20 protein-coding genes are annotated in these 19,401 nt (G+C 66.8%); 6 read left to right on the forward strand and 14 right to left on the reverse strand.

Annotated features, from left to right (window positions below; all coding sequences use genetic code 11):
• Nucleotides 1–14 precede the first annotated feature (14 nt).
• From N825_RS36785 to N825_RS22140, 7 genes are all read right to left on the reverse strand, one after another.
• Nucleotides 15–1,301, reverse strand: a complete 1,287-nt coding sequence (locus N825_RS36785) for a D-alanyl-D-alanine carboxypeptidase family protein (protein ID WP_198038822.1) — start codon at nucleotides 1,299–1,301, stop codon at nucleotides 15–17.
• A gap of 37 nt (nucleotides 1,302–1,338) precedes the next feature.
• Nucleotides 1,339–2,316, reverse strand: coding sequence for an Hsp33 family molecular chaperone (locus N825_RS22115; RefSeq protein ID WP_157619479.1), 978 nt, complete (start codon nucleotides 2,314–2,316; stop codon nucleotides 1,339–1,341).
• Nucleotides 2,313–3,257 (reverse strand): ornithine carbamoyltransferase, encoded by a 945-nt coding sequence (argF, locus tag N825_RS22120; RefSeq protein WP_037457102.1) that lies wholly within the window; start codon nucleotides 3,255–3,257, stop codon nucleotides 2,313–2,315. The genes N825_RS22115 and argF overlap by 4 nt, the downstream gene beginning before the upstream one ends.
• Nucleotides 3,254–4,417 (reverse strand): aspartate aminotransferase family protein, encoded by a 1,164-nt coding sequence (locus N825_RS22125; RefSeq protein WP_037457104.1) that lies wholly within the window; start codon nucleotides 4,415–4,417, stop codon nucleotides 3,254–3,256. The genes argF and N825_RS22125 overlap by 4 nt, the downstream gene beginning before the upstream one ends.
• Before the next feature lie 227 nt (nucleotides 4,418–4,644).
• Nucleotides 4,645–5,445 (reverse strand): ABC transporter permease, encoded by an 801-nt coding sequence (locus tag N825_RS22130; protein WP_037457107.1) that lies wholly within the window; start codon nucleotides 5,443–5,445, stop codon nucleotides 4,645–4,647.
• Nucleotides 5,446–5,452: 7 nt separating this feature from the next.
• The gene (locus tag N825_RS22135) at nucleotides 5,453–6,256 is read right to left on the reverse strand and encodes an ABC transporter permease (protein ID WP_037457265.1); all 804 of its coding nucleotides are present in this window, start codon (nucleotides 6,254–6,256) and stop codon (nucleotides 5,453–5,455) included.
• A gap of 129 nt (nucleotides 6,257–6,385) precedes the next feature.
• Nucleotides 6,386–7,105, reverse strand: coding sequence for a terminase small subunit (locus N825_RS22140; RefSeq protein WP_037457109.1), 720 nt, complete (start codon nucleotides 7,103–7,105; stop codon nucleotides 6,386–6,388).
• 523 nt (nucleotides 7,106–7,628) lie between these two features.
• Here N825_RS22140 and N825_RS22145 point away from each other — a divergent pair.
• Together N825_RS22145 and N825_RS22150 are read left to right on the forward strand one after the other, a co-directional pair.
• A complete protein-coding gene (locus N825_RS22145; protein ID WP_198038823.1) occupies nucleotides 7,629–8,330 on the forward strand; it encodes a MarR family transcriptional regulator in 702 nt (233 codons plus the stop codon).
• Nucleotides 8,331–8,340: 10 nt separating this feature from the next.
• Complete coding sequence (locus N825_RS22150) at nucleotides 8,341–8,763, forward strand: hypothetical protein (RefSeq protein WP_037457112.1); 423 nt, start codon at nucleotides 8,341–8,343, stop codon at nucleotides 8,761–8,763.
• Between the two features lie 68 nt (nucleotides 8,764–8,831).
• Here the strand turns inward: N825_RS22150 and N825_RS22155 are convergent, their stop codons facing one another.
• Together N825_RS22155 and N825_RS22160 are read right to left on the reverse strand one after the other, a co-directional pair.
• On the reverse strand, nucleotides 8,832–10,289 hold the full coding sequence (locus tag N825_RS22155) for a methyl-accepting chemotaxis protein (protein ID WP_037457114.1): 1,458 nt from the start codon (nucleotides 10,287–10,289) through the stop codon (nucleotides 8,832–8,834).
• Nucleotides 10,286–10,606, reverse strand: coding sequence for a hypothetical protein (locus N825_RS22160; RefSeq protein ID WP_037457116.1), 321 nt, complete (start codon nucleotides 10,604–10,606; stop codon nucleotides 10,286–10,288). The genes N825_RS22155 and N825_RS22160 overlap by 4 nt, the downstream gene beginning before the upstream one ends.
• A 155-nt stretch (nucleotides 10,607–10,761) precedes the next feature.
• Here N825_RS22160 and N825_RS22165 point away from each other — a divergent pair, with 155 nt between their 5' ends.
• Together N825_RS22165 and N825_RS36790 are read left to right on the forward strand one after the other, a co-directional pair.
• Nucleotides 10,762–11,412: a regulatory protein RecX gene (locus N825_RS22165; protein ID WP_084164966.1), complete on the forward strand. Its 651-nt coding sequence runs from the start codon at nucleotides 10,762–10,764 to the stop codon at nucleotides 11,410–11,412.
• 142 nt (nucleotides 11,413–11,554) lie between these two features.
• The gene (locus N825_RS36790) at nucleotides 11,555–12,625 is read left to right on the forward strand and encodes a response regulator (RefSeq protein ID WP_051512762.1); all 1,071 of its coding nucleotides are present in this window, start codon (nucleotides 11,555–11,557) and stop codon (nucleotides 12,623–12,625) included.
• A 21-nt stretch (nucleotides 12,626–12,646) separates the two neighbouring features.
• On the opposite strand, the gene N825_RS22175 is transcribed toward N825_RS36790, so the two are convergent.
• Nucleotides 12,647–12,925, reverse strand: coding sequence for a hypothetical protein (locus N825_RS22175; RefSeq protein WP_037457118.1), 279 nt, complete (start codon nucleotides 12,923–12,925; stop codon nucleotides 12,647–12,649).
• Nucleotides 12,926–13,200: 275 nt separating this feature from the next.
• Between N825_RS22175 and N825_RS36795 the strand changes: the two genes are divergently transcribed.
• Nucleotides 13,201–13,611 carry a hypothetical protein gene (locus N825_RS36795; RefSeq protein ID WP_051512763.1) on the forward strand — a complete coding sequence of 137 codons (411 nt, stop codon included), beginning with the start codon at nucleotides 13,201–13,203 and terminating at the stop codon, nucleotides 13,609–13,611.
• A gap of 3 nt (nucleotides 13,612–13,614) precedes the next feature.
• Here the strand turns inward: N825_RS36795 and N825_RS22185 are convergent, their stop codons facing one another.
• Entirely contained in the window at nucleotides 13,615–14,853 is a 1,239-nt protein-coding gene (locus N825_RS22185; protein WP_037457121.1) for an ABC transporter substrate-binding protein, read from the reverse strand.
• 286 nt (nucleotides 14,854–15,139) lie between these two features.
• Here N825_RS22185 and N825_RS22190 point away from each other — a divergent pair, with 286 nt between their 5' ends.
• Entirely contained in the window at nucleotides 15,140–16,333 is a 1,194-nt protein-coding gene (locus N825_RS22190; RefSeq protein WP_037457122.1) for a phosphoglycerate kinase, read from the forward strand.
• 18 nt (nucleotides 16,334–16,351) lie between these two features.
• Here the strand turns inward: N825_RS22190 and N825_RS22195 are convergent, their stop codons facing one another.
• Genes N825_RS22195 through N825_RS22205 form a run of 3 tightly spaced genes read right to left on the reverse strand, consistent with a single transcriptional unit; the run spans nucleotide 16,352 to nucleotide 19,401 of the window.
• On the reverse strand, nucleotides 16,352–17,563 hold the full coding sequence (locus tag N825_RS22195) for an ABC transporter substrate-binding protein (RefSeq protein WP_037457124.1): 1,212 nt from the start codon (nucleotides 17,561–17,563) through the stop codon (nucleotides 16,352–16,354).
• 40 nt (nucleotides 17,564–17,603) lie between these two features.
• Complete coding sequence (locus N825_RS22200; protein ID WP_157619480.1) at nucleotides 17,604–18,698, reverse strand: aminoglycoside phosphotransferase family protein; 1,095 nt, start codon at nucleotides 18,696–18,698, stop codon at nucleotides 17,604–17,606.
• A 52-nt stretch (nucleotides 18,699–18,750) separates the two neighbouring features.
• Nucleotides 18,751–19,401 (reverse strand): TIGR04282 family arsenosugar biosynthesis glycosyltransferase, encoded by a 651-nt coding sequence (locus tag N825_RS22205; protein ID WP_037457127.1) that lies wholly within the window; start codon nucleotides 19,399–19,401, stop codon nucleotides 18,751–18,753.

Below are 19,401 nucleotides of genomic sequence, written 5' to 3' on the forward strand. Positions count from 1 at the left end.
GGCGAAGCGCGCGGTCACTTGGATTTGGCCGGGGATTTCGCTTTGGGCTTGATGGGAACGGGTTTGCCCGGGAGCTTGGCCGTCGACTTCCTGGAAATGCCCTTGCCGGCCTGAGCCGCCGTGAGCGTCACCGCCGCCTTGAGGTTCCTCGGCGTCACGACGACACAGTAAGCCTTGGCCTGACGCAGCTTCCTGCAGGTCGCCGTGGCCTGCTCCTCCGCCAGCCCGATGACGATGGGACGGTGTTTCCGGGCGCGCTCGATGGTCGTCATCATGGCGCCGCCCATGACGGCGGAGTGGGTCCGCATCAGCTTGCGTCCGGCCTCGGCCGCCTTGGACTTGGTCGGGAAGGCGCCGGCGATCTCGATGCTCCAGCCGCCATCCGGTCTGAGGGCACCGGGCACCGAGACGATCGAGGCGCAGGCCGGTGATATCACGCCGACCGCCGGCGGGTCTGGCTCACGGGTGCGGACCGGGTCGATGTCGTGGAGGGTGGCCGCGATCTTCGGCGTCGGGTTGTCATAGGCGGCATCCATCAGCCGGGCGATGCTCTCCGCCCGGTCGCCGCGGCTCTGCTCGCCCAGCACGACCGCGACCAGCCTGCGCCCGTCGCGGACCGCCGACGCCACCAGGTTGTAGCCGGCGGCGCAGGTGAAGCCGGTCTTGATGCCGTCGGCGCCCTTGTAGTTAACGAGGAAGCCATTGACGCTGTTGAAGGTGCTGCCCCGGTGGCTGAAGCTGCGCGTGCTGAAATAGCTGTAGTAGTCGGGGAACTGACGTTGCAGCGCCAGCGCCAGCAGCGCCATGTCCCGCGCCGTGACGACCTGTTCGGGGTGGTTGAGCCCGGAGGCGTTGCGGAACTCGGTGCGGTTCATGCCAAGCGCCCGCGCCTTGGCGGTCATCGCCTCGGCGAAATCCGATTCGGTACCGCCAAGACGTTCCGCCAGCACCACGGCGGCGTCGTTGGCCGATTCGATGATCGAGCCCAGGATCGCGTCGCGCGCCTTGATGGTGGCGCCCTGGCGCAACCGGAGGGATTGGCCGGTCTGGCTGGCGGCGCGAACCGAGATGGGCAGGTCCTCGTCCAGCCGAAGCTTGCCGGTCCGCAGCGCGTCGAACGCCATGTAGACCGTCATCATCTTGGTGGTCGAGGCCGGGAAGCTGCGGAGGTTGGGCTGCTCGGCGTGCAGCACCACCCCGCTGTCGGCGTCGATCACCAGACTGGCCCGGTACGCGGCGGCAGGGCCCGCCGCGATCGGGCTGGAGAGTAACAGGGCCGCGAGAGCGCCCGTACGGATCACACGAACGCCGTCCCGCATCAAGATGAGCCCCTATGGATCAGTCGTAGATCTGCTCCAACTGTGCGTCATCAAAAGTATACGTCGAGTTACAGAACTCGCACGTGACTTCGACTTTTCCATCGACCTTCAGCTCCGACACCTCGTCGCGCGGCAACGAGCGCAGCACGTTGGTCACCCGCTCGCGCGAGCACCGGCACGCGGCCTGGAGAGCCATCGGGGCGTAGACCCTGACACCGTCTTCGTGGAACAGGCGGTACAGCAGGTCGTTCGGCGGCAGCTTCGGGTCCACCAGCTCGGCGTCGGAGCAGGTTCCCATCAGCACCATCGCCCGGCGCCAATCGTCGGCCACGTCGCTGCCCAGCGTCTGCTGGATCTGATCCTCCGGCAGGCGTTGCAGCATCAAGGCGCCGCCGCGCCACGCAAGTTCGCCGTTGCCGGCGCCGTCACCAAGGGCGGACGCGCGGCTGACCGCGACCTTGATGCCGGTGTCGAGCTGTTCCGACTGGCGGAAGTAATGCTGGACGCATTCCGACAGGGTGTCGCCGGTCAGTTCGACGATGCCCTGGTACCGCTCGGTGTGCTCGCCCTGGTCGACCGTGAAGGCGAGATAGCCCGATCCCAGCAGAGCCGGCACGGGCGCCACAGCCGCGATGTCGGCGGAAGCCAGCCGCTCCGCGTTGAACTGGGCGTAGCCCCGGACGTCGCCGGTGCTGGTGACGTCGGCCACCATCAGCGAGATGGGACCGTCGCCCTTGGTCTGGAGCGTGAAGATGCCCTCGTACTTCAAGGCGCCCGCCAGCGTGATGGCGAGCGTGATGGTCTCGCCCAGCAGGGTGGCGACCGGCTCGGGATAGTCGTGCTTGGACAGGATCTCCTCGAGCATCGGGCCAACACGGACCAGACGGCCCCGCAGGTGCGAGCTGTCGATCTGGAAGGGTTGCACGATGTCGTCGGACGAAGGGGCCGACATGTCCAGGGGGGTCAGCGGGTTATCGGCGTGACCGAAATGACTCATGAACTCAAACACCAGGTTAAGATGCCCTTTTGGGCGTGCAGGCGGTTTTCCGCCTCGTCCCATACCACGGAGTTGGGACCGTCGATCACATCGGCGGTGACCTCGTCGCCGCGATGGGCTGGCAGACAATGCATGAATATGGCGTCTGTTTTCGCGTTTGCCATAAGCCGCCGATCGACCCGGTAGGGAGCCAGCATGTTGTGGCGCGACCCCGCGTCCTCCTGGTTCATGGACACCCAGGTGTCGGTGACCACGCAGTCGGCGTCCTTGACCGCCTGCGCCGGATCGCCGCCGACGCTGACGCGCGCACCCTGCCCCGTCGCCCAGCCGACCAGATCCGGATCGGGCCGGAGGCTGTCGGGGCAGGCCAGCCGCAGCTCGAAGTCGAACTTGACCGCCGCGTGGATCCAGCTGGTCGCGACATTGTTGCCATCGCCGCTCCAGGCGACGACCTTGCCGCCGATTGGACCGCGATGCTCCTCGAAGGTCAGCACATCCGCCATGATCTGGCAGGGATGCGAACGGTCGGTCAGGCCGTTGATCACGGGAACGGTCGCGTGCTCCGCCAATTCCAGCAGCTTCTCCTCGCTGTCGGTGCGCAGCATGATCACGTCGACGAAGCGCGACAGCACCTTGGCGGTGTCGGCCACCGTCTCGCCGCGGCCAAGCTGCATCTCCTTGGAGCTGAGCATCACCACGTCACCGCCGAGCTGGCGCATGCCGACCTCGAACGAGACGCGGGTGCGGGTCGACGGTTTCTCGAAGATCATGGCGAGCGTCTTGCCGGCCAGCGGCTTGTCGCCCCGCTCGCCGGCCTTCAGCTCCTTGCCGCGCTCCAAAATGGAGCGCAGCGTGGTGGCGTCGAACTTGTCGAGGTCCAGGAAGTGCCGGACCGACCCATTGCCGGTGCCGGCGCCGTTGGTCTTGGTCGGCGCGGTCATGGCGCCAGTTCCGAACACACTTGGTCGAGGATGGCGATGGCCTCGTCCACCTGCGTCTCCGTGATGATCAGCGGCGGCAGCAGACGGACGACGTTGTCGCCGGCGGCCACCGTCAGCATGCCGTGGGCGCGGAGCGTGTCCACGACGGTGCCGTTGACGATCTCCGGCGCGAAGCGCAATCCCAGCAGCAGTCCGGCGCCGCGCACCTCGACGATCGCCTTGGGGTGGCGGGCGGCCAGTTCGAGCAAGCGGTTCCACAGCACGCGGGCGATGCGGTCGACGCCCTCCAGGAAGCCCGGCTCCAGCATGACATCGAGCACGGCGTTGCCGGCGGCCGTGGCGAGCGGGTTGCCGCCATAGGTCGAGCCGTGGGTCCCAGCCGTCATGCCGACCGCCGCCTTCTCCGTCGCCAGGCAGGCGCCGAGCGGGAAGCCGCCGCCGATGCCTTTGGCCACGGCCATCACGTCGGGGGTGACGCCCGCCCACTCATGCGCGAACAGCTTGCCGGTACGGCCCATGCCGGTCTGGATCTCGTCGAACAGCAGCAGCAGCCCGTACTCGTCGCAAACCTCGCGCAGCTGGCGCAGGTAGTCGAGCGAGCCGGCGCGGATGCCGCCCTCGCCCTGCACCGGCTCGATCGAGATGCCGGCGGTCTCGTTGGTGATGGCGGCGCGCAGCTCGTTCATGTTGCCGAAGGCGACTTGATCGAAGCCGTCCTGCATCGGGCCGAAGCCCTTGACCATCTTCTCCTGCTTGGTCGCGGCGATGGCCGTGGTCGTCCGCCCGTGGAAGGCCCCGCCGGCGGTGATGATCCGCCAGCGCTCGGGATGCCCCGTCTCGTACTGGTACTTCCGCACCACCTTGATCGCGCATTCCCACGCCTCGACACCGGAATTGGTGAAGAACACCGTGTCGGCGAACGTGTTGTCGACCAGTCGTCGCGCCAAGCTCTCCTGACCCGCGACGCGGAACAGGTTCGAGGTATGCCAGATCTTGTTCGCCTGATCGGTGATGGCCTTGATCAGGTGGGGATGGGCATGGCCGAGCGCCGTGACGGCGACGCCACTGGCGAAGTCCAGGTATCGTCGACCGGTCGTGTCGAAGACATAGGGTCCTTCGCCCCGCTCGAAGACGACATCCGCACGGGCATAGGTGGGCATGACAACAGGGATCACGGGTAAGCCCTCAACGGGTTCAATTCCGGCGACGGTCGAATGGTGCCGTCATCCGGAAAACGGCGTAGTACGGAAAGCGTGAACTCCCGGAAGGCACAGTCATCCGGGAGACCGCAGACTATCCAAAGCCAGTGAGGGTATGTCAACGGTCGCGCGGCCGAATCGAACCTCGGCTCATGTGAATTCCAGGTGAATGGCGGTGGATGCCGCGCTCAGGGGCGGAGTTTGTAGCCCCGGTGAATCAAGAATCCGCACAACAGCCACAAAACCGCCGCGGTGCCGCCGACCATGGCGAAGGACGCCACGGGGAACGGCGCGCCAGCGATGAACCCTTGTCGGAATCCGTCGACGGCGTGGAAGATCGGGTTGATTTGGATGATCCAGGCGACCGAACCCGGCAGCGCCTCGGCAGGCGAGAATACGCCGGACAGGAAGGTCAGCGGTGTCAGGATGAAGACGAAGGCCGCCGCCATGTGGTCCCACTTCTCGCAGCCGAGGCCGATCAGCACGCCGATCAGCGACATCATCAAGGCCCCCAGCGCAGCGAAGACGATCAGCGTCAACGGTGACGCCACCGGCATCGGCCAGACCAGCATGGCGCCGGCCAGCACCACCGTCCCGGTGACGAGGCCGCTGATGGCGCCCGCCAGGGCGTAGGCCGCCGTCATCTCGGCGGCCCCCAGGGGCGCCATCAAGATATCGGCGATGATGCCCTCCATACGGTCGAACAGCAGGCTGAAGGCCGTCGTCTCCGCCGCGCGGAACAGCACCGCCATCAGAACGAGTCCCGGCAGGGCGAAGGACAGCAGCGCGTCGCCTTCCGGGGTGCCGCGCTCCGGCCCCAGCGCGAAGACCAGGATGACGAAATAGACCAGCGTCTGGAACGCGGGCGCCAGGACGGTCTCCAGCGCCTCCTTCAGGTAACGCTTCAGTTCACGGCGGAACAGCGTCCACGCGCCCATCCAGTGGACGCGCCCGATCTCGCGCGGCCTGGGTGGCAAGGGTCCGGACATGGCGGCGTCATGCCTTCAGCTTGTAACCGGTCGACAGCATGCGCAGCAGCAGGGCCGCCAGCGCCGCGTTGATCGCCAGCATGACCACGACGCCGATCGCCAACGTGCCGTCGGACTGACCGATGAAGCCATAGCGGAAGCCGTCGATCATGTAGAAGAACGGGTTGAAGTGGGCCAGCCACCAGAAGGTCGGTGGCAAGCGGTCCACCGAATAGAACGTGCCGGACAGGAAAGTCAGCGGCGTCACGACGAAGTTGGTGAAGGCGGCGATGTGGTCGAACTTCTCCGACCAGATGCCACCGATCACGCCGAGCAGGGCCAGCATCATCGACGCCATCAGACCATGGAACAGGATGAAGCCGGGCGAGTGGAAGCCCAGCGGCACGAAGAACCAGATCGCAGCGCCGGTCACGACGCCAACCAGCAGGCCGCGGGTGACGCCGCCGCCGACGAAGCCGACCGCCAGTTCCAACGGCGACAGCGGCGGCATCAGCACGTCCACGATGTTGCCCTGGACCTTGGAGATCACCATCGAGGACGAGGTGTTGGCGAAGGCGTTCTGCGCCATCGCCATGACGATCAGGCCCGGTCCCAGGAAGACCAGGAAAGGCACGCTGCCGGCCATCCGCACCACGCCGCCCAGCGCCAGCGCGAACACCGCGTAGAACAGCAGCGTGGTGACGACCGGAGCCGCGATGGTCTGGGTATAGACCTTGAGGAACCGATGCACCTCGCGCTGGTACAACGTCCAAAGCCCGACCCAATTGACGGTGCCGATGTCGCGCGGGAGTGGCGGGAGATGGGTGCTCATGATGCCCTTCAACTAAGTGCGCGCAGCCTATTGTGAAACCGGCGCATGGCACAAATGCCGAGAGCGAATGGCTGATGGCCGGATCTGCGATCCAAGCCCTCCAGCCGGGCCCTTCCGCCAGAAGAGGCGTCACGTCACCAGTTCGGCCGTGAGCTTCCTGAGCTGTGCTGGTGCCAGGTCGGCCATCCCGTCGCACAGGTCGTCCAGCATGCCGGCCGGAAGATCCCTTATGAAATCCGGCGGAAGGCCGCTCCTGACCGCCTGTATCACGCGGGCCGGCGGCAAGGGGGCGGACGAGACCGCTTCGGGATCATCCTCAGAAACCGGCGGAAGGTCATCCTTGGTCACTACCTGGGCTTCGTCCGGCGACGGAGTTTCGTCCAATCCCGCCGGAAGACCGTCCAGCCATTCGGCCGGATCGGCGGGCATGTCCTCGACATCGGCGTCGGGGGACGGACGGTCGTCATTGTAATGGTGGGCGATGCGCCGGTCCTGGATGACGCCGATCAGTTTCAGGCGGAACTCGACCGCGCGCATGACCTGCATCGGCTTCTTCGCGTCGAGCGCGTCGCCGATGGCGATCTCCATGATCTCGGCGGCGTTGTCGAGTTCCGCCTTGTGGAAGGCCCGGTGCCGGACACGGAGCTGGTCGACGCGGAGCCGGACCGCCGCCTGACTCATCAGGAAATGGCCGCGCTGCTTGGCCCCCTTGGCCGAATACCCCGCCCGACGCGCCGCCTCCGCCGCGGACGTCCCCGCCGCGACGGCTTCGCAGAACAACTCCCGCCGGTTCACGAGCGGAGCGGTGGCGGACTTGGGACGCGTGCTGGCTGTGGCTGGGGCGGTCATGGCGGGCCTTCGGTATTGGATTTCGGGCGCCGGATAATAATCCTAGATAGCTTCCCTTAGTCAAGGGCTTTGATCGATTTATAGGAAAATTTAGCATTTATGTAGGGAGGGAGGGGAATCGGAATGGCCCCCGATCCACTCCGACCCCGTTTTTGTCCTGGATCCGTGATTCTTTTACACGGATGAAGAGGATTCACAGGATGGACACGGATCTGGCGGAGTCGATCCCTGATCCGCCGCGATGATGGACAGACGAGTCGGACCAACCTTGCCCATCTTGTTGATCCTCTTCATCCGTGTTGAAAACAAAGGTCGAAATATCGCCTTCGGCACGGAGAAAATCACTTCGATTCATTTTGACCCCAGATGCCAAGAGCGAGTGACTGATGGCTGGGCCACCGATCCAACCCAAAAGCGAGGTTCGGGTAATCAAACCTAGGGCCGGCTAGCCGAACAATGGTTTTGCCAGTCGAACCAGCATGCGATACTTTTCCGGGAGCGTGCCACGATGATGGAGGCCAGCATGACCCGCTCGTCCTCACAAAGTTCCCAGCGATATCCGCTGACTGAAATCTTCGGATCGGAAAGCAACGTCAGGATACTGCGGGAATTGGCACGCCATGGAGGGCAGCTTTCCGCTCCCGCTTTGGTTCTCCGCACCGGTCTCGCCAAGGCGAGCGTATGGGCTGGATTGGCATCGCTGGAGGAGGCGGGCATCGTCGCCGTCGCGGGTAGTGCCAGGACGCGGCTTTATGGCTTTGGCAAGAACCATCCGCTATGCGCCGCGATCGAAGCGGTTTTCGAGGCCGAGGAGAAGCGGTTCGAGACGATCTTCGCGGAGATCCGCAAGATCACGGACGGATTTCAGCCGAGACCACTGGCGGTTTGGCTGTATGGCAGCGTTGCCCGAGGCGAGGACAAGTCCACCAGCGATTTCGACATCGCCATCGTGGTGGATGACATCGCCGCCTTCGATTTGCCGGCCTTGCGCGATGCTCTGGAGTCGGCTGGACAAGCGTTGCGCTTCACGCCATCCCTGATAGGGCTAGGCGCGAAGGAGATCACGCGATTGGTCGAAGAGCGTGATCCCTGGTGGGCCGGCATCAACCGCGAGGCCGTCGTCCTATCTGGTTTCCGCCCGGAGGAGTTGGCCCCGAAGCGACAGGCTCCGAAGCGACAAGCAAGGGTGTCAGCCACCGGGAAATCGGGACAGACCGCGGCATGATGGTGGCGGCATGACTAAGAAAGGCCCCACCAAAGCCGTCGATCCGTCTTTCCTGGAAGGCCGCCTCCGAATTGCCCGAGCGTACCTGAAGGCCGCCAGAACCGAGGCGACGATGTCCGAGGAAGGCGACATCGGCAACCCCGCCATGTCACAAGTGGTGAACGCGGCGATCGCCTTCACGGACGCCCTCACGGCGAAATACGCCGGTGTCGCGAACCAGCAGGATCACGCCGCCGCAATCAGGGCTTTGCGGGATACCCTTGGTAACCGTTTGCCATCGGCGCAGGAAACCCGGCTACGCCGTATCCTTGGCGAAAAGGATGAGATCCAGTACGGCACCCGGTTCAAAACCATCATGGACGCGGGACGGATGCTGGCCCAGTTGGAGGAATTCGCCCTCTGGGCCGAAGCGGAGTTGAAACGGCCCCGCTAACGAACGATCCATTCGGGCCGCGGCGCCCGATCCTCCGGCGCCTCGATCCGCCAGACAAAGTGTCAACCTCACGCCCGCAGGCGGCGGACGAACTCGCGGACTTGGCCGTCCAGGCTTTCGACCTCGGTCTTCAAGCCGTTGGCGTGGGTCATGACCCGCTCGGCCCCGTCGCCGGTGTCGTCGGCGGCGCGGCCGACGCCTTGGATGCCCTGGACGGCGGCGGCGACGCCGCAGGCGACTTGCTGGGCGGTGGAGGCGATCTCGCGGGTGGCGGCGCTTTGCTGCTCGACGGCCGAGGCGATGGTCGAGGTCACCTCGTCGATGGACGACACCGCTCCGGTGATGCGGGCGATGGCGTCGACGGCGGCCTTGGTGGCGTTTTGGATCTCGCCGATGCGGGCGGTGATCTCGACGGTGGCGTTCTCGGTCTGGCCGGCCAAGCCCTTGACCTCCGCCGCGACGATGGCGAAACCCCGCCCCGCCTCGCCGGCGCGGGCGGCCTCTATGGTGGCGTTGAGGGCCAGCAGGTTGGTCTGCGACGCGATGGCCTGGATCAGTTGGACGACATCGCCTACTTGGTCGGCACCCTTGGACAGCGCGCCGACCGAAATGGCGACCGCGCGCGCCTGCTGGCTGGCGTCGTCGGTCATGCGGGACGCGTTGGAGATCTGGCGGCTGATCTCGCCGATCGAGGCCGTCAACTCGTCGCTGGCGGTGGCGACGCTCTGGACCCCACTCGAAACCTCGGCCGCCGAAATGGCGGAAGCGCCGGCGTCGGACCGGGTGGCGTCGGCGGTCCGGGCCAGCGCCTCCGCCTCGCGGCGGACCTGCTCCGACACGCCGCGCAAGCCTGCCGACACGGTCCCGACCCCCTGTTCGAAGTCGGCGGCGAGCGCCATCATGTCGTCATGCCGCCGCCTTTCGGCGGTCCGTCTCTCCTCCTCGCGCGCGGCGGCGAGCCTCTCGTTCTCCGCCTGGGCGAGCGTGACCTCGGTGAGCGCCATTTCCGATGCCAGCAAGGCCTGCCCCAGCCGGATCACCATCCAAGTCAGCAGGCCGGTCTCCAGCACAACGATCACGGCATGCAGGACGACCCGCCAGATATCACCACCACCGGGGAACACGGCGGCCGGCAGCGCGAAGTTGAGGAACAGGTGATGCGCGGCGGTCGCCCCGGCGCCGAACAGGATGGTGACCGGACAGGCGAACGCCGCCAGCATCGCCAGGGCCGCGAAGTAATACATATGCATGTCGATCTGCCACGCCGTGTCCCGCATCTCGTAGACCAACGCGGAAACCGCCATGACATAGGCGACCGCGATCGTGGTCCGGGCCGGCAGACCGGCTGGGTCGCGCCAGACGGCGAAGGTGGCGCACGAGGCCGCGAAACCGGCGATCAACGCCGCTTCCAACGCGCCTTCGCCCGGGATCGCCCAGGACAAACCGACGATCAGCGGAATGTGGAGCCACAGCATGCAGATGGAGAACAGCGCCATGTTACGGCGCTGAAGAATCAAGGCGGTCATTTCGCGGAGCTTTCCGAGGATTGAGGCTGGCACCCGGACATTGCGCGCGCGTCCAGGAGCAGATAAGCATCGTCGGGACGCCGGGCTTCGGCCGCGGTGTCTGGACGCGCGATGACGAGGAAGGGGCGAGGCGACGCGACCGGCAGCCAGCCAGCCTTGATGACCCGCGAAACGGCCTCGGTGGCGGCGGTGCCGGGACCGAACACGACCATCACGGAATGCCCCGCCTTGGGCGACAACGTCACGGCACCACCGACGACCAAGCCGCCAGCGAGAAGAGCCGCGGCGGGGAGCAGATCCAAGGTGCGGCGATCCATGACGAAGCGATCCCAAGATTTCGGGGAACACCCAAAAGGTGACCCACTCAAGATCCTGTTTTCCTCTCTTTATTGACACCACATTTTAGACATATGCCGGACGGATGCTTCTTTTCGGGTATGGCCTACGATCACTCTGTGAAGGAGCACCAACCATGGCTTTCCCTTCTCGATCCTCCCGAGCGCGGCCCCCCCGTCCGGATCGCCTTGATTCCAATCAGTCTGGTCCTGATCGCAAAGGTCCCGATCGGCCAAGGCCCGACCGCAAGGTTCAGAAGCCCGTCACGGCGCAGTATCTCGAGAACGCCGCGCTGTATTATCTCCAGCGGTTCGCCAGTTCGTCGTCCAACCTGCGCCGGGTGCTGATGGGCAAGGTGGAGCGCTCCGCCCGCGCGCATGGGACCGACCGGGCCGAGGGTGCCGCCATGATCGAGGCGCTGATCGAGCGTTACGAGCGGAGCGGGTTGCTCGACGACAAGGCCTATGCCGAGGCGAAGGCTTCCAGCCTGCACCGCCGCGGCACCTCGACGCGGGCGATCCGGGAAAAGCTGAACATGAAGGGCGTCGGTGGCGACGAGATCGCCGCGGCGCTGGAGACCGTGGACGAGGAGACTCCCGGCGACACGGAGGTGGCGGCGGCCGTGGCGCTGGCCCGGCGGCGGCGGCTGGGGCCGTTTCGAATGTCCGCGCGCGCGGAACATCGGGACAAGGACCTGGCGGCGCTGGGCCGCGCCGGCTTCGGCTATCAGATCGCGCGGCGGGTGGTGGACGCGGAGGATATTGATACGATCCAGGATGAGGACTGAACGATTAAATACTTTTAGAATAATTTTATTATTGCGCGGCAACCCGGAAGAACTATACGTGGTTCGAGGCTATCGGTTTCCGATGGGTTGGGCCGGATCGTCCGGCACGCGGCGGAGCCGCTGACAGGGAGCCGTCGACACGATGCTCAGTCCCCGCGATGGCGGCGTCACCATCGACATCCCTCCGGACGTCCGCGTGGTGGTGGCGGAGGATGATCGCGGCACCCGGATGGTGCTGCGCGGTCTGCTTCGCTCCCTTGGCATCCAGGAGTTCGCCGAATGCGCCAACGGGGCGGAGGCTTTCATCCAGATCCAGCGGTCGGCTCCCGATGTCCTGATCTCGGACTGGGAGATGCCGGAGGTGTCCGGCATCGCGTTGACCAAGCTGGTGCGCAACCACCCCGACAGCCCCAACCCGCTGATGCCGGTCATCATGCTGACCAGCCACAGCAACCATCAGTTGGTGGAGCGGGCGCGCGACGCCGGAGTGACCGCGTTCCTGGCAAAGCCGGTCTCCAGGAAGGCGTTGGCCGCGCGACTGGAGTCGGCGATCCAGCGGTCCCGCTGCTATGTGCTGACCCGCAGGTTCTTCGGCCCGGACAGGCGCCGCGCCCAGGCCGCGCCCGGTGGAAGCGCCATCAAGGGGCTGTCGGCCGCGGGTGTTCCCCAAGGCTACGCGCCGAAGCCGGCGGGCGGACGGGACGAAGGCCGGGGCCAACCGCCCAGTCATGACCTGGAGCTGGATGCCGACGCCTTCATGATCGACCCGGCGCCGCTGGCCGCCGCCTCCGGCATGCCACCCGGTCTGGTTCGGCCCTCGGCGCTGTCCAGGAAAGTCCTGGCCCGCGTCAGGGCCAAGCGGATCGAGCTGATATCATCCGACCGCAGCCGGCTGGAGGTCATCCGGGAAGGCCTGCTGGGGAGCGACAACCCGGAGCGTCTCGCCGGGCTGCTGATCGACACGGTCGACCAGATCCGGCAGAGCGTCGGCCTTAGCCATCCGCTGGTGCAGCGCGTCTGGGGTTCGCTGTCGGCGGTCCGCGATCGGATGGAACCGACGGAGACCAAGGCGCTGGACATCCTGCACCTGCACGCCCACACGATCGAGCGCCTGCTGGACCTCGCCAGTCAGCCGGACCGCAGGCTGGCGGAAACCACCGTCGCCGAACTGGAGGCGGCGGTGGCCAAGGTGCTGCCCGGACGGCGGGCGTGATGCCGGGCGCTGGCCGAACGCTCACGCCGCGCGGCGTTCGACGCCGCCGGGATGCCGGGCTTGGAACCGGTGATAGGTCTCCAGCGTCGGGACGGCGCGCTTGAGCTCGCCGCCGCGCATCAGCCGTGTGAGGTTGTCGCGCATCATCTGGCGGATCGCCGTCGGTCCCCACGGACGTTCCAGGAAGCTGTGGCCCTTGGTCAAGGCGACCATGAAGCCCAGCCGCTCATGACAGCAGATTTCATCGATCTCTTCGGGTAGCAGGTCGCTGAATGCGATACAATCGGCGAGCGTCAGCATTGTCGCCTCCCATGGTTTCGCGGGAGAGGCGGTCGATCGGCGTGGCGGCTTTCGTCAAGGTCGGTCAACCGCGAACGGTCCCTTGGAGTCATTCCCCTGGATGGCCGTCTCCCACGACGGTTTCAGGGTCACGATCACGCGTCAGGCGGTCCATGTTCTTGGTTGAATTGTCCGGCCTTGCTGCCGGCGCCACCTTACCCGCGAAGTAGACGCCCAAATGGCTGGGACACTCCAGACCCGACATCGTCTTGCGTCAACCTGCCGCGGCCACTCCCATGGGCGCTGATTTGGGAGCGGGTCGGGAGGCTTCCGACCGCTTCGTCATCCAGCGCGCGGTCGGCAAGAAATGGGAGACGGTCGAGGTCCACGGCGACGCGGCGGGGGGAGCGGCGGCCTTCGCGGCCAGCGTGCGCGCGGCGCCCCGCTCCTTCCTGCGGCTGATCCGGCTGCGCGCCGATCCGAACGCCAGGGGCGAGGTGTATGACTGGACCCTGGTCAGTTTGCACGATCCCCGCCGTGATGCTCCGCCGCCCCGCCCTTCCGGGCAGCATCCTTCGGGAAGGAAGCCGGGTAAGACGAAGGGCGCGGAACCGGTCCGCGCCCCCGTCAAACTCTACGTCCTGCTGTTCCTCGCCGGGGCGGCCCTCGTCCTGCTTTGGCTGCTGGCGGGAGGCCGGTCCCGCTGACGTCTACTTCTTGACCAGTGGGCACGGGCTCTGCGCCAGGGGCAGATAGGCTTCGTCACCGGGGATGGTCCGCACGATCTCGTAATAATCCCACGGCTTCTTGCTCTCCGACGGCTTCTTGACCCGCGCCAGATACATGTCGTGGACCAGGCGGCCATCCTCGCGGACCTTGCCGTTGCGGGCGAACATGTCCTTGATCGGCAGTTCCTTCATCTTAGCCGCGACGACCTTGCCCTCATCGGTGCCAGCCGCCTCGACCGCCTTGAGATAATGCGCGACCGAGGAATAGACCCCCGCCTGGATCATGTTGGGCATCCGGTTCATGCGCTCGAAATAGCGTTGCGACCATGCCCGCGCCTCGTCGTCCATGTCCCAGTAGAAGCCCGTGGTCAGGACGAGGCCCTGGGCGGTCTCCAGCCCGAGCGCGTGGACGTCGCTGAGCACCAGCAGCAGGCCTGCGAGTTGCTGGCCGCTCTGGACGATGCCGAACTCCGCCGCCTGCTTGATCGAGGTGGTGGTGTCGGTCCCGGCGTTCGCCAGCCCGATGACCTGGGCGCCCGAACCCTGCGCCTGAAGCAGGAAGGACGAGAAATCGGCCGTGTTGAGGGGATGGCGGACGGCACCCAGCACCTGCCCGCCGGCCGCCTTGACGACCTCGCCAACATCCTTCTCCAGCGCGTAGCCGAACGCGTAATCGGCGGTCAGGAAAAACCAGCTCTTGCCGCCCTCCTGGACCACGGCCTTGCCGGTGCCGTTGGCCAGCGCCACGGTGTCGTAGGCCCAGTGGAAACCGGTGGGCGAGCAGGCGTCCCCCGTCAGGCGCGAGGTCGCCGCTCCCGACGTCAGCGTGACGTGGCCGGTCTGCTTGCCGATCTCCTGCACCGCCAGCGCCACCGACGAGGTGGTCAGGTCGGCGATGGCGTCGACCCCTTCGGTATCGAACCACTGCCGCGCGATGTTGGACCCGATGTCGGGCTTGTTCTGGTGGTCGGCCGAGATGACCTGGACCGGCTTGCCCAGGACCTTGCCGCCGAAATCCTCGACCGCCATCTGGGCCGCGATCACCGAACCCCGGCCGCCGAAATCGGCGTAGAGGCCGGACTGATCGTTGAGGACGCCGATCTTGACCGCGTCTCCCGACACTTGGGCGCTGGCGGCCCCTGCGGACAGGATGAACGCGCAGCCGGCGATGATCGCCGCCTTGTTCCGGGCGGTGGACACCGCCTTGATCGTTGACTTCATTTGATTTCCTCCCCGTCTAGAAGACCGTTCCATGAAAACCGGGGACGGGATGGTGTCAACTGATAGTTCGGCGAATCATTTGGGGTGCGGAACGTTAGGCTTCGTGGCATCTGGCGCGACATTGATTTGCACGCCCGGTTGTGGTTGGTTCCGGTCCAAGGCGATCGGCATCACGAAAATGCCACGAACTTCGTGGGCTCCCGAGGAGCCCACAGGGAACACCCTGGACGCAAATCCGGCGCGCGATGTTACCCGCGCGCGACAGACGAGGAATGGGACGGAACCGATGAGCGGCTTCAAAACCCTTGATGATTTTGAGTTCGACGGCAAGACCGTCCTGGTCCGGGCCGACCTGAACGTCCCCACGAAGGATGGCGTGGTGACCGACACGACGCGAATCGACCGGCTGGCCCCGACATTGACGGAGCTGTCCCAAGCCGGCGCCAAGGTCGTCGTGCTCTCCCATTTCGGCCGTCCCAAGGGCGGTCCCGATCCGAAATACTCGCTCGGCCAAGTGGTCGATTCGGTCTCGAAGGCGGTCGGCCAGAAGGTCGCCTTCGCGCCGGATTGCGTCGGCCCGGAAGCCAAGGAGGCGCTGGCCAAGATCCACGCCGGCGCCATCATCGTCATGGAGAACCTCCGCTTCCATCCGGAGGAGGAGAAGAACGACGCCGGTTTCGCGGCGCAACTGGCGGAACTCGGCGACATCTACGTCAACGACGCCTTCTCGGCGGCGCACCGCGCCCACGCCTCGACCGAGGCGCTGGCCCGCCTGCTGCCGCACGCGGCCGGCCGTCTGATGGAAGCCGAGCTGAAGGCGCTGACGCTGGCGCTGGAGAATCCGGAGCGTCCGGTCGCGGCCGTGGTCGGCGGCGCCAAGATCTCCACCAAGCTCGACCTGCTGGGCAACCTGGTCCGCCGGGTCAACATGCTGGCGCTGGGCGGCGGCATGGCGAACACCTTCCTGTACGCGCGCGGCACCTCGGTCGGCGCCTCTCTGTGCGAGAAGGACATGGCCGAGAAGGCGCGCGAGATCATGGCGATCGCCGACGAGGCCGGCTGCGAGATCCTGCTGCCACGTGACGCCATCGTCGCCAAGGAGTTCAAGGCCGGCGCCGCGAGCGAGGTCGTCGCGGTCGATCAGGTGCCCGCCGACAGCATGATCCTGGATGTCGGCCCGGCCACCGTCGAATACGTCACCCTGAAGCTCCAGGGCTGCCGCACCGTGGTGTGGAACGGCCCCCTGGGCGCGTTCGAGACCAAGCCGTTCGACGCCGGGACCAACGCGGTCGCCGGCAGCGTCGCGGCCCTGACCAAGGCCGGCCGGGTGCTGAGCGTCGCCGGTGGCGGCGACACGGTGGCGGCCCTCGCCGCGGCCGGGGTGGAGGATTCCTTCACCTACGTGTCGGCCGCTGGCGGCGCCTTCCTGGAATGGCTGGAAGGCAAGGACCTGCCGGGCGTCGCCGCGCTGAAGAGCTGAGGCGCGGGGCGCCGGGTCTCAGCCCGCGCCATAGCGCCTCAGCCACTCCCGCTCGATCCGCACCATCCATGACGGGTGCGGTTCGAGCAGGGGCGTGCCCAACTCCTCCTCCGACAGCGTGGCCTCGCCGCGCGGCACCGCCGCGAATTTCGCCCTGTCCTCCGGTGTGAGGCGGTCCATGTCGAGCACCGTGAAGTCGCCCCACACGGCGGGATCCTGCTTCATGAGCTGCGCTTCCGGCGACAGCAGGAAGTCGGCGACCACCGCCGCGGCGTCCGGCGCGTTGGCGTTGTAGGGGATCGCCACGAAATGGGTGTTGCCGATCGTGCCGCGCTCCAGGACGAAGGTCCGGATCGACGGCGGCAGCAGGCCGCTGGCGATATCGCGCGACGCCTCGCCGGGGTGGAAGCTCAGCGACATGGCGACCTCGCCGTCAGCCAGCATCTGCTTCAAGGCCGGACCACTGGCTGGGAAGCTCTCGCCACCGCGGGCCAGATTGGGGTGCAACTTCTCCAGGAACGTCCAGAGCGGGGCCGTCACCTGGTCGAAATCGGCGTCGTCCACCGGCTTCTGGAGTAGCACCGGGTCGGCGGTCACCTCCACCAGCATCTGCTTCAGGAAGGTGCTGCCGATGAAGTCGGGCGGGCTCGGATAGGTGAAGCGGCCGGGGTTCGCCTGGGTCCAGTCGAGCAAGGCGGCGGCGCTCCGCGGCGGCTTGGCGATCTGTCCGGTGTCGTAGTTGAAGACGAACTGCGCCATGCCCCAGGGCGCCTCCATCCCGTCGGTCGGGATGGTGAAATCGACCAGGGTCGTCGGCTTGCCGACCGTGTCGATCAGCTTGGCGTTGGGCAGCCGGTCGACGAACGGGCCATACAGCAGCTTGTTCTCCTTCATGGCCGCGAAGTTCTCGCCATTCAGCCAGACGAGATCGACCGAACCGCCCTGGTCCTTGCCGGCGGCCTTCTCGGCCAGCACGCGCGAGACGACGTCGGAGGTGTCCGTCACCTTGACATGGCGCAGGTCGATGCCGAACCGGCCGCGCACCTGCTCGGCGACCCAGCCGATGTAATCGTTGATCCGGGGGTCGCCGGCCCAGGCGTTCCAATAGACGGTGTCGCCGCGCGCCGAGGCCAGCGTCTCGTCCCAGGTCGCCGCCAGGGCTGGATTGGGTGACGCCAGGAATGCCAGGGCCGCGAATGCCAGCGACAGGCTTGGAAGCGGTGATCTCACGTATCGGGTCCTTCCAAATTTCAAAGAGCCCTGTTTCGGGTCAGCCGCCGGAGGGCAGCAGGTCGGTCAGCGGGTTGGCGTCGAGCCACTCCGAGCGGATCGCGGCGATGGTGACGGGATCCAGGAAATCGGCGACGCGGTTTGCGACATGATCGACCAGCGCGGCGTCGCTCAAATCCGCCGACCAGTCCTCGGCATCCGAAGCCTGGTGCTTCAGCGGCTTGGCTTCCGCCTTGGATTCGACACGCCACTTGGCGCTCCACGTGACCGACCACAGCCACATCACGCGGCGCAGCGGCAGCAGCCAGGGAAGGCTGGCGCGCGCCAGGGCCGTTGGCACGGCATTCAGCCAGTGCTCATAGGCCGCCGCCAGATCGGCGGTCCCGAGGACGGCGTGGCAGGCGACATCCCAGGTGGTCGAGGTGTAGAGCGTGGCGTGCGCCAGATCGAATCCCGCCGCGCCATAGCGCGCCTTCTCCAGGTCTACCAGCACGGCGGTGCCGGTGTCGGTGACGAGGTAATTTCCGGGATGGGCGTCGAACGAGATCAAGGTGATCGGTGGCCGGGTATCCCTCCGCGCGAACTCGGCGGCCCAGGCCAATTCCCCATCGATCGCCCGGCGGGCCTCGGGCCGTAGTCCGGCGGCGTCCAGGTGCGCCGCATGCCGCGTCACCTCCCTAAGCGTCTCGCCGACCGGATCCGCGTGGTCGCGCAAGGGACGCCGGCCCGCTGGAGATGGCGGTATTGGCAACGAGTGGATGGAGGCGAGCGCGCGGATGATGGCCGGCAGGTCCGCCGGCAGCATGGGGGGACGGCCTTTGATCTCGTCCACCACCAGCGCCCCCATCGGCACCGTCTCGTCCGGCAGCAGCACGGCGCGGAGCCCCGGTACGTGGCCTCCGGGACCGCAGCGCTCGAAGCAGGCCGCCTGATAGGTCAGGTTGTCGCTCGCGGGCAGGCCAAGCTGGCTCTGCTTGGGCACCCGCAACAGCACGCCCATGCCGCCGACCCGAACATGGTCATGCGCCAATCCGGTGGTGGGCAGGAGCGCCAGGGCCTCCAGCGGCACACCCTGAAAGCCGGACAGGCGGACGAGCCGCCGATGAAGGGCCTGAAGCAATGGCGTCGATTTCATGGCCCGCACTATGGCCGATGACGGCGGCCGGTCATAGCGGGGATGCTTCACATCACCGTGATATCGGGAGCCGTGACATCGGGGTTTCGCGGCGGCGCCAGCGTTTCCACGCCACCGGGTCGTCGACATCCTCCAGCGTCTCCAGCGGCGGCCCGACTTCCCCCGGCCGAAGGTTCGCCAGCGTGTCGGACAGCGCCCAAGGGCCGGACCAGCGGACGCCGGCGAAGATGTCGCGCGGTTCGGCGGGCCTGCGCCGCGCGCCGACCAGCCAGTAGCCGCCATCCGCCGCCGGCCCGAAGACGAAGTCACGGTTTCCCAGCGTCCGGAAGGCCGCGGCGATGTGATCGGGCGTGATCGCCGGGATGTCGGTGCCGATCACCACGACCGGACCGGGCGGCAGGACGAGGGATCGGCGCCGCGCGTGGTTCAGCATGGGATGGCGCATCCGGGCGCCCAGGTCGCCGCCACCCTGGGGACGCCGGTTGACGCCCGGCGCCGGCTTGACGGGACGGGCGCGGTCGGGCGTCAGCGCCAGCCAGACCGTCCAGCGCGGATCCCCGCCCAGCCGGCGCAGAAGCGCCGCCAAGGCGGTTCGCTGGAAGTGGACGGCGGCGACCGGCCCGACATGGGCCGCCAGGCGCCGCTTGCCGCGACCCAGCCGGGTCTCCCGCGCGAGGATGACGAGGTGCCGCCGCGACGCCAT

Origin of the sequence: Skermanella stibiiresistens SB22 (assembly GCF_000576635.1) — a bacterium.
GTDB lineage: Bacteria > Pseudomonadota > Alphaproteobacteria > Azospirillales > Azospirillaceae > Skermanella > Skermanella stibiiresistens.